At 49.6% G+C, this 14,782-nt stretch carries 16 protein-coding genes; 3 read left to right on the forward strand and 13 right to left on the reverse strand.

Going from position 1 to position 14,782, the window contains the following annotated elements:
* The first annotated feature begins 65 nt into the window (after nt 1–65).
* Entirely contained in the window at nt 66–890 is an 825-nt protein-coding gene (gene ttcA, locus ACSHWX_RS04005; RefSeq protein WP_435666981.1) for a tRNA 2-thiocytidine(32) synthetase TtcA, read from the forward strand.
* Between the two features lies 1 nt (nt 891).
* Here the strand turns inward: ttcA and ACSHWX_RS04010 are convergent, their stop codons facing one another.
* A complete protein-coding gene (locus tag ACSHWX_RS04010; RefSeq protein ID WP_435666898.1) occupies nt 892–2,118 on the reverse strand; it encodes an MFS transporter in 1,227 nt (408 codons plus the stop codon).
* Between the two features lie 90 nt (nt 2,119–2,208).
* On the reverse strand, nt 2,209–3,435 hold the full coding sequence (locus ACSHWX_RS04015) for a multidrug effflux MFS transporter (RefSeq protein ID WP_435666899.1): 1,227 nt from the start codon (nt 3,433–3,435) through the stop codon (nt 2,209–2,211).
* Nucleotides 3,436–3,678: 243 nt separating this feature from the next.
* On the opposite strand from ACSHWX_RS04015, the gene ACSHWX_RS04020 reads away from it, so the two are divergent.
* Complete coding sequence (locus ACSHWX_RS04020; RefSeq protein WP_435666900.1) at nt 3,679–4,617, forward strand: AEC family transporter; 939 nt, start codon at nt 3,679–3,681, stop codon at nt 4,615–4,617.
* Here ACSHWX_RS04020 and ACSHWX_RS04025 read toward each other — a convergent pair.
* From ACSHWX_RS04025 to purC, 11 genes are all read right to left on the reverse strand, one after another.
* Nucleotides 4,605–5,828, reverse strand: a complete 1,224-nt coding sequence (locus ACSHWX_RS04025) for a multidrug effflux MFS transporter (RefSeq protein WP_435666901.1) — start codon at nt 5,826–5,828, stop codon at nt 4,605–4,607. The two genes, ACSHWX_RS04020 and ACSHWX_RS04025, sit on opposite strands and share 13 nt — an antisense overlap.
* A gap of 77 nt (nt 5,829–5,905) precedes the next feature.
* Nucleotides 5,906–6,373, reverse strand: coding sequence for a YtoQ family protein (locus ACSHWX_RS04030; protein ID WP_435666902.1), 468 nt, complete (start codon nt 6,371–6,373; stop codon nt 5,906–5,908).
* 3 nt (nt 6,374–6,376) lie between these two features.
* The gene (gene grxD / locus ACSHWX_RS04035) at nt 6,377–6,712 is read right to left on the reverse strand and encodes a Grx4 family monothiol glutaredoxin (protein ID WP_435666903.1); all 336 of its coding nucleotides are present in this window, start codon (nt 6,710–6,712) and stop codon (nt 6,377–6,379) included.
* Nucleotides 6,713–6,817: 105 nt separating this feature from the next.
* Nucleotides 6,818–7,747, reverse strand: coding sequence for an N-acetyltransferase family protein (locus ACSHWX_RS04040; RefSeq protein ID WP_435666904.1), 930 nt, complete (start codon nt 7,745–7,747; stop codon nt 6,818–6,820).
* Nucleotides 7,744–8,370: an HAD-IA family hydrolase gene (locus tag ACSHWX_RS04045; protein ID WP_435666905.1), complete on the reverse strand. Its 627-nt coding sequence runs from the start codon at nt 8,368–8,370 to the stop codon at nt 7,744–7,746. Before ACSHWX_RS04045 ends, ACSHWX_RS04040 begins: the two co-directional genes overlap by 4 nt.
* A 4-nt stretch (nt 8,371–8,374) precedes the next feature.
* Nucleotides 8,375–8,605, reverse strand: coding sequence for a BolA family protein (locus ACSHWX_RS04050; RefSeq protein WP_435666906.1), 231 nt, complete (start codon nt 8,603–8,605; stop codon nt 8,375–8,377).
* Nucleotides 8,606–8,636: 31 nt separating this feature from the next.
* Nucleotides 8,637–10,844: a phosphoribosylformylglycinamidine synthase subunit PurL gene (gene purL / locus ACSHWX_RS04055; RefSeq protein ID WP_435666907.1), complete on the reverse strand. Its 2,208-nt coding sequence runs from the start codon at nt 10,842–10,844 to the stop codon at nt 8,637–8,639.
* Nucleotides 10,845–11,534: a phosphoribosylformylglycinamidine synthase subunit PurQ gene (gene purQ / locus ACSHWX_RS04060; protein ID WP_435666908.1), complete on the reverse strand. Its 690-nt coding sequence runs from the start codon at nt 11,532–11,534 to the stop codon at nt 10,845–10,847.
* A 160-nt stretch (nt 11,535–11,694) separates the two neighbouring features.
* The gene (locus tag ACSHWX_RS04065; RefSeq protein WP_435666909.1) at nt 11,695–12,774 is read right to left on the reverse strand and encodes an acyltransferase family protein; all 1,080 of its coding nucleotides are present in this window, start codon (nt 12,772–12,774) and stop codon (nt 11,695–11,697) included.
* 345 nt (nt 12,775–13,119) lie between these two features.
* The gene (gene purS, locus ACSHWX_RS04070) at nt 13,120–13,362 is read right to left on the reverse strand and encodes a phosphoribosylformylglycinamidine synthase subunit PurS (protein ID WP_435666910.1); all 243 of its coding nucleotides are present in this window, start codon (nt 13,360–13,362) and stop codon (nt 13,120–13,122) included.
* Between the two features lie 54 nt (nt 13,363–13,416).
* Nucleotides 13,417–14,181, reverse strand: a complete 765-nt coding sequence (purC, locus tag ACSHWX_RS04075) for a phosphoribosylaminoimidazolesuccinocarboxamide synthase (protein WP_435666911.1) — start codon at nt 14,179–14,181, stop codon at nt 13,417–13,419.
* A gap of 265 nt (nt 14,182–14,446) precedes the next feature.
* On the opposite strand from purC, the gene ACSHWX_RS04080 reads away from it, so the two are divergent.
* Nucleotides 14,447–14,773, forward strand: a complete 327-nt coding sequence (locus ACSHWX_RS04080) for a DUF1476 domain-containing protein (protein WP_435666912.1) — start codon at nt 14,447–14,449, stop codon at nt 14,771–14,773.
* Nucleotides 14,774–14,782 lie beyond the last annotated feature (9 nt).

The raw sequence follows: 14,782 nt of genomic DNA on the forward strand, positions 1-14,782 counted from the left end.
CGAGGTAAAAACGCTAACGCTGCGCCTAACCATGGGATGGATACTTCGTGAACGAACAAGCACCTATAGCTTCTAGCACCTCACAGCCTATATTTCAGGCCATGCCGAATGGTGTGACGTTCAAGAAATTGCGCAAACGGTTGCTGCGCCAAACCAGCGAAGCGATGCGGTTGTTCGGTATGGTTGAGCCAGGGGCTAAATGGCTAGTCGCACTTTCTGGCGGAAAAGACTCATATGGTTTATTGGCCATATTACTGGATTTGAAGGCGCGCGGCGAGTTGCCGGTTGAACTGATCGCCTGCAATTTGGACCAGGGTCAGCCCGGGTTCCCCAAGGAAATATTGCCGAACTATCTAAGTTCGCTGGGGGTGGAACACCATATCGAGTATAAAGACACCTATTCCTTGGTGAAAGAAAAGGTGCCAACTGGCGCGACTTATTGCGGCCTATGTTCGCGGTTGCGCCGTGGAAACCTATATCGCGTGGCGCGGGAGAAGGGTTGTTCTGCGCTGGTGTTGGGCCATCATCGGGACGATATTTTAGAAACATTTTTGATGAATATGTTTCATGGAGGTCGATTGGCTGCGATGCCACCAAAGTTGTTGAATGACGAGGGTGACTTAACACTGCTTCGCCCTCTCAGTTTTTGCGCCGAAGAAGACTTACAAAAGTTCTCAGATTACATGAAGTTCCCGATTATCCCGTGCAACCTTTGTGGTTCGCAAGACGGATTGCAGCGGGTGATGATGAAAAAAATGCTGGTTGATATGGAAAAAGCAGATCCCGGGCGTAAAGACCGGATGATGTCAGCCCTGGCCAACATCAACCCGTCGCATATGCTAGATCATACGTTGTTTGACTTTGCAGGGTTAACCGCAAAGTCTGATTGACCTATTCTGCCGGGGCCATCGCCTTAAAGCGATCTGAGCGTTTCTCGCTAATTGGAATATGCAGAGCTGTTGCGGCCAAGCCAAGCAATATGCCCAAATACCAAACAAGGTCATATGAGCCGGTGCGATCGAAAACAACGCCGCCAAGCCAAACACCAAAGAACGAGCCGACTTGGTGTGAAAGGAACGCGAAGCCGTAGAGCATACCCATATATTTGGGTCCGAAAAATCCGGATACGAGGGCCGCTGTCGGCGGCACCGTTGCGAGCCATAAAAGGCCAGTAAATGCAGCAAATATATAGGCAGAGACTTCGCTAACGGGAATAAGCAAAAAGAGGCCGGTTACAACAACTCGCGAAAGATAAATTGACGCCAATAGGAACTGTTTGGGCACTTTGCCGCCCAAATAGCCCGACGTTAGTGACCCTACAATGTTGAAGAGGCCGATAAGGGCAAGAGCCCAGCTGCCAACATCAGGTGAAAGCCCGCATTGCACCAAATAAGCTGGCATATGCACGGTCACAAATGCGAGATAGAAACCGCACACGAAAAAGCCAGCCACCAGCAGATTGTAAGAGCGGTGCTTAAACGCGCGACGCAATGTTTCGACAACCGACATGTCTTCGGTGTCACCCTCGGCATGTTCGGTTTTTCCTCTCAACGCAAACGACAGAGGCAGGATGAGCATTAGTATGGCTGCGAAATAAATCAGCGTGGTCTGCCAACCAAACCCGTTGATGAATTGTTGGCCGATTGGGGCGAACACAAATTGTCCTGCAGATGATGCGGCGGTTGCAATGCCGAAGACGAAGCTTCGTTTTTCAGCGGGAACGGCTCGGCCAAATGCAGCCATAACCACAGCGAATGAAGCTGTACCAATACCAATGCCAGCAAGAACGCCACCACCAAGATAAAGACTAGCTTCTGATCCACCGGTCGCCATCAACAAAAGACCTGCTGCATATATCAGCGCGCCAAGCGACAGGGTTTTGGCCGTGCCGTATCTGTCGGCCATGCCCCCGGCGATGGGCTGCATCAGCCCCCAAACAAGGTTTTGAACAGCCAAGGCAAGGCCATAAACTTCCCGGCCCCAGCCAAATTCTGCGGTGACAGGAAGCGTAAAAAGCCCAAACGTTGAGCGGACGCCAAAAGATGCCATGGCGATTATGCAGCCGGCAACAATGATAACTGGCAAGGCAGTTGAAACCGCTGATTTTGTGTTGCTCACTTATTGATCCCCATCAAATGACTTATGCATCAGCTTGCCTCTGTGCGGCGCAGGCGACAAATGAATTTATCTGATTGCCTCATTAGCAAATCATATGGGGTCGTGTTGCGCTTGGAATAAAGTGCCATTTTCAGCAATAAGTACGAAGACCAAACTGATCGCACCGCACACGAGGTATCCAAGGGCGATTGGCAGCACAGTTCCGTTATATGACTGGCCAATAATGCTGCCAAGCAGGGCACCACCAGCGGTTTGCATAAATCCAAATACTGACGCAGCAGTGCCCGCAACTTTACCCAATGGCTCCATGGCAAGCGAATTGAAGTTGGTGCCAGTTAGTCCAAACAGGAACATAATGGGCGCTTGCAACGCAATGAACAACCAAAGGGGAAGGGCGTCACAATAGGCGAAAGCTGACCAAATTGCACTCAGCCCGACAAAACCGATCAGGGCAGAATGCGAAAGAAGCCGCATGCCAAAACGGCCAACATATCGTGAGTTAAAAAACGAAGCGCTAGCCATGACAATTGCGATGAACCCAAACGCTACCGGGAACAGGGCGCCCAAGCCATACAATTCGCCATAAATTTGCTGAGATGCGGTCAAAAACCCAAAGAGCGCACCAATTTTCACCATGTTGGCAACGCCATACATCAGGGCGGACCGGTTGGTGAAGACCAAGCGAAAACCCTCCACAATGATAGTCGGGCGAAAGGCTCGACGGTTTTCCGGTTTCAGTGTTTCTGGCAATCGGACAGCGACCCAAACCAGTGTAAAAGTGGCGATGACCACCATCGCGAGATAAATCCACTGCCAAGGGCCCACCAAAATGATCAATTGGCCAAACGCTGGCGCTAAGACCGGCATGACCATAAAGACCATCATAATTAAGGACATGACTTCCGCCATGGCCCGGCCAGCGAAGCTATCGCGCACCATTGAAAGGGCGACAACACGGGTTGCACCCGCGCCAACGCCCTGAATGATCCGCATGGCGATCATTGCGGTAAAGCTTTCAGTCATCGAACCCAGCAGAGCTGCGATGATGTAAATGACAACGCCGATGAAGAACGTCCGCCGACGCCCAATCGCATCGCATAGTGGCCCAAAAAACAGTTGGCTGATGCCAAACCCGATAAGAAAGCTGGTAATTACATATTGCCGGTGGTTTTCGCTGGCGACCGCAATAGCGTCCCCAATTTCGGGGAGTGCGGGCAACATAATATCAATCGCCAACGCGTTTAGCGCCATCACAAGGGCCGCAAGGGCGATAAATTCAAAACGGTTATCTTGGATATTCAGCTTCGCGAATTTCATGCATTCTCCGGTGTGGAATAAATCTCAGCCACGAAAAGAGGCTGCAGACCGTGGGTTTTAAAATTTTTGGTGATTGTCGGGCCAAAGAATTGCGGCGGACATCAATAATCATTTTTTCAAACAATGTCAGTTGGAAACGAGATTTGCAATAGGTTTGACCAATTGGTTTGACACATGCAGGGGATCAGCGTAGCGGTGGGATTTCCCGCATCTTTGATGGTCTTCTAATGATCAAGGTTCCCTATGCTTACCGCTTTTGAAAATATCCTGCCCATCTTTGCGATTGTTATGCTTGGATTTGGCTTGCGCAAAAGTAATTTTGTTGCGGCGGACAAATGGCAGATCGTCGACGAACTGTGTTTTTGGATATTGTTTCCCGCTCTTTTGGCCAGCACCATGATCAATGCGGATTTCAGCCAAATCGAATTGGGCGCCGTTTCCATTGTCATGTTGTTGGCGGTGTTTTTAACAACGATGGTGCTGTTGGCGATACGCCCAGTTTTGGTGCGGTTTTGGGGAACGAAGAACCCACAATATACGACCATTTTTCAAACCGTTAGCCGATATCATGGCTTCATTGCCTTAGCAATTGTACTGGAGCTATTTGGCGATGCTGGTGCGGCGGTAATCGCGTTATCATTTGCGGTTCTGGTGCCGATTAATCAGTTCGTCAACATTGTTGTTCTGGTGGCGTTTGCTGACGGAAAATCGTTCAGCTTGAAGCACGTTATGCTGACGGTTTTTAAAAACCCCATCTTTTTAGCCGCAATTATTGGATTGCTGATCAGCTTGACGGGTGTTCCCGTGTGGAAGCCAATTATCACCATGGCTGATTTGCTGGGGAAGGCAGCGCTTGGGCTAAGCCTGTTGGCGCTGGGTGCTGGGCTAAGTTTGAAAGCCGCGCTGAGCCCCAGCAAGGAAATGTGGGCGGGGGTGCTTGGTCGTTTGTTGGGGGTGCCGATTTTAACTGGCACGCTTTGCTTCATATTTGGCCTCAACGGTATGTCAGCACAGGTGTTGCTGATTTTGGCTTCTGTACCTGCTGCGATGAACGGCTATGTCTTGGCCAAGAAAATGGGCGGCGATGCAGGGCTATATTCTGCGACATTGACCGTGCAAACGGTCGTTTCATTCCTCACCGTGCCGATTGCTATTTGGGTGGGTGACGTTTATTTCGCTTGAGCCGCTGATTGTTTTGGTTGGGGCGCTGATTTTGCAAGTTGCATCAGGGCAAGCGAAAGCAAGCCGCAGACAACAAATCCCAAACAAACCGGCAAAATGCTACCATCATAAAAATACCCGATGCTCGCGCCCACAAGTGCGCCACCTGCTGTTTGGAAAAAACCAATGGTTGATGACGCTGTTCCTGCGACTTTGCCCAAGGGCTGCATGGCAGCAGTAATTTGGTTGGTGCCTGCAAAACCAAAGCAAAGCATGATTGGTTGGTGAAGCCCAACAAATAGCCAAAGTGGAAGTGTAGTCATCTGCCAGGCTGCGATGGCCCAAATGGAGGCGAGAATGACAAAGCCGCAATTGGCGATAAAGGCAATCCGCTCAGGTCCAAATTTCACGACAATCCGGGCGTTGATCAGCGATGCTATGGCCAAATTTGATGCGGTGAGTGCAATCATCAACGGATAGATCGGCCCAAGATTGTAGATGTCGAGATAGATTAAGGGCGAAATACCCAAAAATCCCAGCAACGTTCCAAGCAAGAACATATTGGCGAATGTGAGGGCGATTGAATATTTCGTGCGAAGTACGAGGCCGAAATTGCGCATTATCGGTTTGAATGAAAACGGACTTCTTTGAGCGTCGGGTAGTGTTTCTGGCAATCGAAAATAGGCCCACGTTAAAGTTATGATCGCCATCATAGCCATAAATAGGAATGTGAAATGCCAGGTTGTGACCAAGATGATGGCTTGGCCAAGGCTAGGGGCGATAATTGGCATAGCCATGAAGATCATCATGATGAATGACATGATCTGAGCCATCGCACGACCTTCAAAACTGTCACGCACAATGGCCATTGCTATGACCCTCGAGGCCCCGGCGCCAAGCCCTTGGATGAAGCGCAATGCCAATAGCCATGTGAAATCGGGTGCCCAAGGCGCAGCTGCGACAGGGATCATAAAAAGGACGATACCGATGAAGACCGTTGGACGACGCCCAATAGAATCAGAAAGAGGCCCATAAAACAGTTGGCTTATGCCAAACCCAGCCAAATAAAGCGTAAGGACAAATTGCTGATCATTTGCGCTCGCTGCGCCTAGTTCCGCTCCAATAATGGGCAGGGCAGGCAGCATAATATCAATGGCAACCGCGTTCAGGGCCATCAATAGAGCGATAAGAATTATGAATTCAACTTTGTTGGTTTTTGGATTTATGCGCATGGCAGATCGCCTTGGTGGATGGGGTGCCATGAGGATGATTGGCGGACATGTTAAACACAAGCCCGCCGATATCTAATTTATTTATTTTTTGGCATATCGCCGTTGATGACGTAGGCGAGAATTTGGATTGCTTGTTGAGGCGTTTCGATCACGGCTAGGGCCGCCGCATCAACTTCCTTCAATGCATGTTGGTGGTCTTCACCATGCATGATGACCAGTGGCGTGCCATTTGCAGCGGCAAAGCCTGCATCAAATGCAGCGTTCCACTGTTTGTATTTGTCGCCGAACCGCACAATCACCAAGTCTGCTTCTTCGATCAATGTGCGGGTGCGGATGGCGTTTAGTTTTGCGCCTTTGTGGTCGTGCCAAAACTTTTTGTCTTCTGCGCCCATAATCGCCACGCCGCAATCATCGCTTGAAGCGTGATCGGTGTTTGCGGATGTAAATGAAACCGCGAGGCCAGCAGCTTGTGCGCCAGCCTCAATGGTTTCACGCCAATCCGAGTGAATTTCGCCAGAAAGATAAACGGTCCAGTGACGTGACATTAATTAGCTCGCTTCTTTTACGGCGATGCCGTTCGTAGTGAGGTGGGTTTGCAATTCGCCAGCTTGGAACATCTCACGAATAATGTCGCACCCGCCAACAAACTCGCCTTTAACGTAAAGCTGAGGGATGGTTGGCCAATTTGTGTAGGCCTTAATGCCGTCGCGCAGCTCGTCGCTTTCCAGCACGTTCGCGCTTGCATATTCCACACCAAGATAGCTCATGATTTGCACAACTTGGCCAGAGAAGCCACACTGCGGAAAGTCAGGTGAGCCCTTCATAAACAAAAATACATCATTGTTTTTTATCTGCTCGTCGATGAATGCGTTGATGTCGCTCATAGTAAATGTCCTTTGGGTCTTCTTGTAGTGGCCGGAAGGGGCCGCACACTAAATGTGAACACACTAAATGTGAAAGTGTTTGTCCACTATTTAGAATATCGGCGTTCAATTGTCGAGAATGATGGCATCACCATTTTTTGCTTGTAATTGCACTTGGGCAATGAACGCTTGAATTGCTTGTTCTGGATAGTCCAACAACTCGCCGATGCGACGCTCTCGCTGAAGGTGCCATCCGGGTCCGTCTACTTCGTAGTCTGCGCGAATTTCCATAAATTCTTCTACTCGGTTTTCCTCACCGGGAAGAAAGTAAAATGCAGGTTCTGGCCAGATCACGTTTGTTGGCAAGTGGTCTTTCTGCGTTAAATAGAAGTTTTTGGTCCAGTCATGCCACTCAAATCGACAAATGATGCCTGCTTCAACGTGGGGGGCAAAGGCTTCGATCGGGTCCATATCTTGAAACCAAGCGAGCCGCTTTTCGCCCTTAAGCATCAGTTCTAATTCACGTCCAGTATGTGGTCCTATATCGGTCGAATATTCGATTGGGTCGGTTTCCATATCCAAAACAGGCATGGTGCCACCCCCACGGGTATCCACGGTGCGTTCACCAATGATGTTAAACCCACGGGTTTCGTAAAACATTGCTGCGGCCAGGCTAGATTCAAGCACAAGTTTTTCTGGGCGTGACTGGAGTAGATTGGCAATGGCGCGGGACATGAGGCGGCTAGCGATATTTTTGCCTTGGTGGTCGGGATCAACGAATAGGCCATAGAGTTCATTATTCCGGTAGCCGCAAAAGGCCAACGGTTTGTCGTTTTCGTCTACTGCGACGGTGAAAATCTCGCCCTTTTTTGCACTCTCTACATAACCATTTCCATCCAAGCCATGGGCCCAACTTTCACGCTGGGTTTGGGTGAGTAACTCATCCGTGGTCGCCAATATCGCGCGGCGATGGATGTCGGCCATGGCAGCACTATCTTCTTCGTCCCAAGGACGGATGATGACGCCGTTGTCCCAAGGGTTCATGATGTGTTTCATGACAATTGTTCTTTGATCCAAGGATGGTTGAAGAAGTCAGATTCGGTTTCAAACAGCACAGCGTCCCAACCGTGTTGCTTGGCCGCATCGATATTCTTTTGGCTGTCGTCAAAGAATAATGGTTCTTCAGATTGTGGGCCGAGCTTTTCATTTACGCGTATGAAGAAATTATCTTCAGGCTTTACCGCCCTGAGGCGTGCGGCATAAAAAATTCGGTCAAAGATATGGTTGAACCGCAGTTCGCGCCAAAGATGGAAAGCGCGTAAATGTTCTTGGTTCGTCGCCAGATGCACCTGCACGTCGGCGCTTCTTTGCAGACGCTTAATGCCTTGCAGAAGCGTGTAGTTTAAGGGCGTATCATTTTCAAACCAATAGGCGATGAGGTCAAGACTATCGATTTTTGCGCCTATGCTGGGCAGGAATTCGTCCAGAGCTTCAACGAGGGGTCGATCACCTCGGATAATGGGTGCAAAGTTTTCAAATCGGAAAAATTGATTGAAAATGTCGCGATCAATCCCGAAATCCATTTCGATATGCTCACTCCAAACCCGGCGTTTGGCTGGATCGGGGTGAAACATCGAATGAATAAGCACCCCATCCACATCGAATAAGACAGTGCGCACCGAATTATTCCGGTGCGTTGGTTTTAAGCGCTAGGGCGTGCAGTGAGCCATCGTCTAGCACTGCCTTAAGGGCGGCATTGACCATTTGGTGTTGCTGCACGCGTGATTTGCCTTTGAATGCATCTGCGACCACGGTGGCTGTATAGTGATGGCCGTCGTCGGTTTCGGCGTGTACATTCGCGCCCGGAATAGCGTCAGTGATCAAACGTTCAATTTCTGCGGTACCAATAGACATGTTTATGCCAATTCCTTTTGGTTTCGTCCGGCTACTCGGCCGCTTCCACTGCCATATAGTCAGGGAACCAACTTTCATGCGCCGCACGCATATCATCAATTTTCAGACTAACAGCGTCGCCCACCGTTAGGTGATCGCCGCCCACGGTTCCAAGCTTGGTGATTGTTACACCTTGCTTTGAAGCGCTTGCCAGAATTGAGTCGATATTAGCAGATTTTGCGGTGATGCAATAGCGTGCTTGGTCTTCACCGAACAGATTTTCAAGGCTTGTCGCTGCGTCCACTTTTGCGCCGATATTGCCAGCAATTGCCATTTCGGCGAGTGCAACGACCAAGCCACCGTCGGACAAATCATGCGACGCTGTCAGCAATTCGTCGTCGATCAGGTTGCGTACGAACGCGCCGTTTTTGGCTTCTTCTTCCAAATCAACGGCTGGTGCATCGCCTTCAACCCGGTCAAGGCAATCGCGCAACAAGGCGGATTGGCCGAGGTGGGTCCCATTTTTACCAACTAAAAGAATGACATCTCCTTGCATTTTGAAGTCTTGAGTCATCATTTTTGACCAGTCGGCCATCAAGCCAACGCCGCCAATTGCAGGTGTTGGCAAAATGCCGATGCCATTTGTTTCGTTGTAAAGTGACACGTTGCCTGAAACGATTGGGAAGTCGAGCGCGCGACACGCATCGCCAATGCCGAGAATGGATTGGGCGAACTGTTCCATGATTTCTGGCTTTTCTGGATTGCCAAAATTCAAGTTGTCAGTTGATGCCAATGGAAGCGAACCGACGGCGCAAAGATTTCGCCAGCATTCCGCAACGGCTTGCTTGCCGCCTTCGCGTGGATTTGCTTCGCAATAGCGTGGCGTTACATCAACGGAAAAGGCGAGGGCCTTTTTGCCGTCAGCACCTTCAACACGCACAACACCCGCGTCGCCACCCGGAAGTTGCACGGAGTTACCTTGGATGAGCGTATCATATTGTTCCCAAACCCAACGACGGGAGGCACCATTTGCATTGCCAATAAGGGTAAGCAGTGATTTTTCAATGTCTAGATCGGCTGGAACATCGCCAAGCGCTGGCGGCGCAGGGTATTCAGACCGTGGACGATCATATTCAGGGGCTTCATCGCCAAGATCTTTGATTGGCAAGTTCGCCACTTCAATACCGTCATGAATGCAGCGGAAGCGCAAATCGTCGGTTGTTTTACCAACGATGGCGAAATCCAACTCCCACTTGGTGAAGACGGCTTTGGCCACATCTTCTTTTGCTGGGTCAAGCACCATGAGCATACGCTCTTGGCTTTCTGAGAGCATCATCTCATAGGGCGTCATGTTCTCTTCGCGTGTTGGCACATCGTTGAGGTTCAGTTCAACCCCGAGATTGCCTTGCGCGCCCATTTCCACCGCAGAACAGGTGAGGCCAGCCGCGCCCATGTCTTGAATGGCGATCACCGCGCCGGTGTCCATCAGTTCAAGGCAAGCTTCAAGCAGGCATTTTTCTGTGAATGGATCACCCACTTGAACAGTTGGGCGTTTCTCATCAATGTCATCGCCAAATTCGGCAGATGCCATCGTCGCGCCACCAACGCCATCGCGTCCGGTTTTCGCGCCAAGATAAACGATGGGGAGCCCTACGCCTTTAGCAGCGCATAAGAAGATTTTATCGGTATCGAGCAAGCCAGCCGCAAAGGCATTCACGAGGATGTTGCCATTGTAACGCGCATCGAATTCAACTTCGCCGCCAACGGTGGGCACGCCGAATGAGTTGCCATATCCGCCGACACCCTCAACAACGCCAGACACAAGGTGGCGTGTTTTTTCGTGCTCCGGTGCGCCGAAACGCAAAGCGTTCATGGCCGCAATCGGTCGCGCACCCATAGTGAACACGTCGCGCAAAATGCCGCCAACGCCAGTTGCTGCGCCTTGGTATGGTTCAATGAACGAAGGGTGGTTGTGGCTTTCCATTTTGAAAACCACCGCTTGGCCGTCACCAATGTCGACAACACCGGCATTTTCGCCCGGCCCGTGGATAACGCGCTCGCCTTTGGTGGGCAGCGTTTTAAGCCAAAGTTTTGATGACTTGTAAGAACAGTGCTCGTTCCACATGGCCGAGAAAATGCCAAGCTCAGTGTAAGTCGGCTCGCGACCGATCAGCTCAAGAATTTTGGCATATTCTTCATCATTGATGCCGTGTTCTGCGATCAAGTCTTTGGTGATTTCGATATCTTGATTTTTCAACATTTAAGCCACCGCTTTTACAAGGCTGTCAAAGATGTAGCGGCCTTGAATGCCGCCATGTGCATTTTCGATCAAGTTTTCAGGATGAGGCATCATGCCGAGCACATTGCCGCGCTCGTTCATTATTCCAGCAATATTGTCGATGGAGCCATTTGGATTTGCTGCGACACTGGTGTTGCCGTCGGCGTCGCAATAGCGGAAAGCAATGCGGTCTTGGTCTTGAAGTTGTTTTAGCCCGTCTGGGTCAATTGTGTAATTGCCATCATGGTGGGCAATGGGGCAGGGCACGACGGGATGATCAGCATATTGGTTGGTGAACGCGCTGATGGTATTTTCTGCTTTTAAATGAATCGTTTTGCACAAAAACTTCAAGTCTCGGTTGCGCATCAACGCGCCGGGAAGAAGCCCGGCTTCAGTGAGAATTTGAAAGCCGTTGCAAACACCCAAAGTTAGGCCGCCAGCATCGGCGTGTTTTTTAACCGCTTTAAGGGCTGGTGAGCGTGCGGCGATTGCGCCAGCACGCAAATAATCGCCATATGAAAATCCGCCGGGGATCACAACCAAATCGACCTTTGGAATATCCGCTTCGCCATGCCAGATCGCATGGGGCTTGGTTCCAGTAATGTTTTCAAGTGCGGTTAGCATATCTCGGTCGCGGTTTAGACCGGGAAAGAGAATGACAGCTGATTTCATGTTCAGTCCCCATTGGGTGTGCGTGCTGTACCAATCAGCTGCGCATCTTATCGATGGCGCTGAGAATTGCCTTTCTTTGACGGAATTTGAGGGCAAAAAGCAAGAGGCCCAGTGTTGAACTGAGCCTCTTTTTTATAGTTTGTGACGTTTTCTTGTGTGCTTATTCAGCTGGCGAACCATATTTGATTGGTTGGTCAGGTTTTGAGCGGCTTTGCGGCAAGCTTGCCCACGCTGGGCGGGTGAACAAGAAATGTCCGAAATTGATCTTCTGCACAACCCAATAAGCGATCAATGGGGTGATTAATGCGATGAGCATTGTAACGATGCTCAATAGTGTCGTGTCCGTCACTAAATTGAACTTGACCAAAATGGTGCGGGCAATTCCCATCGGTAAAACGAATGCCACATAAATGACCAACGAACGTTTGCCAATATAGCTGAGCCAGCCCATCCATTTTACTTTGGTGAGCAATCCTGCGCCAACGCATAAGGCGAGCGTTCCGATAAGCGCTAGTACAATTTTGATGACCGGTATTTCTGCCAATCCCATGGTGAAGTGTCCCGGTTCGGCGACGAAGCCGGGCGTGAAAACCAATGCGCCATTTGCAAGTGCCCAAATGGCCAAGATAGCCAGTGCAGCTTTGGGCGCGTTCATCGCTTTGTCAACGACATTGAAAATGAACGGGGCGAATGCATAGCCTGCGTAAAAGAACACATAGTAGCGCGCGAATTGGTCGAGCGCGTAACTTTGCGTATCCAGTTGCGCCAAGTTAAGAGCCGCAGCGCCTGCAAATGCGAGCCAGTGCGGGATGCGCAATTCCATAAGAACTTTGGTTGCAAGGCTGGTCAGTGCCAAAACATAGATGAACCACAACACGCCATAAGGCTGAATTACGGCCCACCCTAAAGCCTCTAGCGCCATTCCGGGGTCGCGTGATGCTATGCCCACTTTAAGCACGATGTGAATGATGGCCCACAGCACATAGAAGTATAAATAATGCACGGCGCGACGGTCCGCGAATTTTGCCCATGGACGGGCAATAACACTGGCGAGGAACAAGCCGGAGATCAAAAAGAACTCAGGCATACGGAATGGTGTCGCAAATCCAATGACATAGTGTAACGCACCAATATTGTTGGTGGCTTCACCTGCGCTATTGGTGGCGTACAACATTACAACCAAAAGAATTGATATGCCTTTGGCGGCATCAACCCAATCAAGACGTTGGCTCTGGCTCATTCTAACGCTCCTCAATACTAATGCGTTGAGGTCAATTTACCAGATTTGAATGAATGGAACGATCACGAGAATGCGATCTTGGCGATTTTCGTAAAGGGTGATTAATTATTAGTGTAAATGCGTAAAGTTGTTCGTAAACCTTACGCTGTCGACTTGCGTGGGGCTAAACTGGCAAAGACGCGTAAGCGCCAACCCACACACCCATGGCGAGAAAAAACATAATGGATAGTGCGATTGATTTAAGCATAGTGTCCTCGTTGCTCAAGATTGAATTGTGTTCATATCTTGGCAAGTTAACGATTTGATAACTGAAAGGTTCCGCCAAATGTGGCAAAAAAGTGGAAATTAATCCCGCAGCTCGATTGAATAGTTTTCAATCACTGTGTTGGCAAGCAGTTTTTCGCACATTTTCACAATTTTAGCTTCGGCTTCTTCTTTGGATGATGCGTTCACATTCAGGTCAAAGATTTTACCCTGGCGGACACCGTCAACACCATCAAAACCCAAGCTGCCCAATGCACCTTCAATTGCCTTACCCTGTGGGTCCAAGACACCATTTTTCAACGTAACAAAAACACGTGCGTTCATTGTTCTAACCATTCAATTTATTTAGTGGCTCCAAGGCCATAGGAAAAAGGCCCGTTATTTCACCAAACGTGGGCCAGTGGTCAAAGCATTGTCTGTTTCAACAAGAATGCCAAGTCGACGCGCGACTTCGCGGTAGCTGTCCACAAGACTGCCTGTTCCCTGACGGAAAACATCTTTGTCCAGTTTTTCTTTGGTTTTTACGTCCCACAAGCGGCAATTGTCTGGGGAAATTTCATCCGCCAAAACAATGCGCATTGTGTCGTCTTGATAAAGGCGACCACATTCAATTTTGAAATCAACAAGCTGAATGCCGGCGCCCATGAAGAGACCAGAAAGAAAATCATTGACCCGCACGGCGAGTGTCATGATGTCATCAAGCTCTTGTGGGTTGGCCCAACCAAACGCTGTGATGTGTTCTTCAGAAACGATAGGATCGTTCAATGCATCGTCTTTATAGTAGAATTCGATGATGGAACGGGGCAGGCGTGTACCTGATTCCAAGCCAAGTCGTGGGCAGATCGATCCTGCGGCCACGTTGCGCACGACAACCTCAACTGGGATAATTTCGACTTCACGGATCAATTGCTCGCGCATATTCATGCGGCGCACAAAATGGGTCGGTATGCCCAACTCATTCAATTTCGTGAAGATGTGTTCTGAAATTCGATTGTTCAGAACGCCTTTGCCTTCAATGACTTCATGCTTGGCGCCATTTCCAGCGGTGGCATCGTCTTTAAAATGTTGCACAAGTGTGCCGGGTTCAGGGCCCTCATATAGAGTTTTGGCCTTGCCCTCGTAAATTTTGCGACGACGGTTCATCTGGTTCCCCGTGATTCTGATCAGGATTGAAGCTTTGTCCGCTTATTGCGCCTTTTTGGGGCAAAAAAGCAAGAGATTTATCGCCGAATGGTTGATGCTGAGGGCTGTGATCCAAAGAAATTGACACCAATCAAGACGAATTTGGACATTTGAACTATAATTGAGGGCGAAATCGAACTTTGTATCGTTGATTTATTCGCCCATTCGCACTATTTCGTTTGTAACGAGGCCATTGGGCTTCATCCTTTTAATCGGAGACCAACATATGTCCGGACTTGATGATCGTAAAAAGGCTGAAGAAGCCAGATATGCGCATGACGAAGCGCTGAAGTTTAAAATTGAAGCGCGACGCAACAAGCTGTTGGGTCAATGGGCTGCCGGGCAAATGGGTATTTCTGCTGCGTCTGAAATTGACGCGTATGCGGCAGCGGTCATCGCATCTGACTTTGAAGAAGCAGGTGACGAAGACGTTTTCCGCAAAGTTCGCGGCGATTTCGATGCGAAAAATGTGGCAATGTCTGACGATGACCTTCGAGCGAAAATGAGAAGCCTATACGTTGAGGCTGAAGAGCAGGTCAAAGCGACCAACTAGTCGCTCAAT

The organism is Maritalea sp., assembly GCF_051251695.1.
Classification (GTDB): domain Bacteria; phylum Pseudomonadota; class Alphaproteobacteria; order Rhizobiales; family Devosiaceae; genus Maritalea.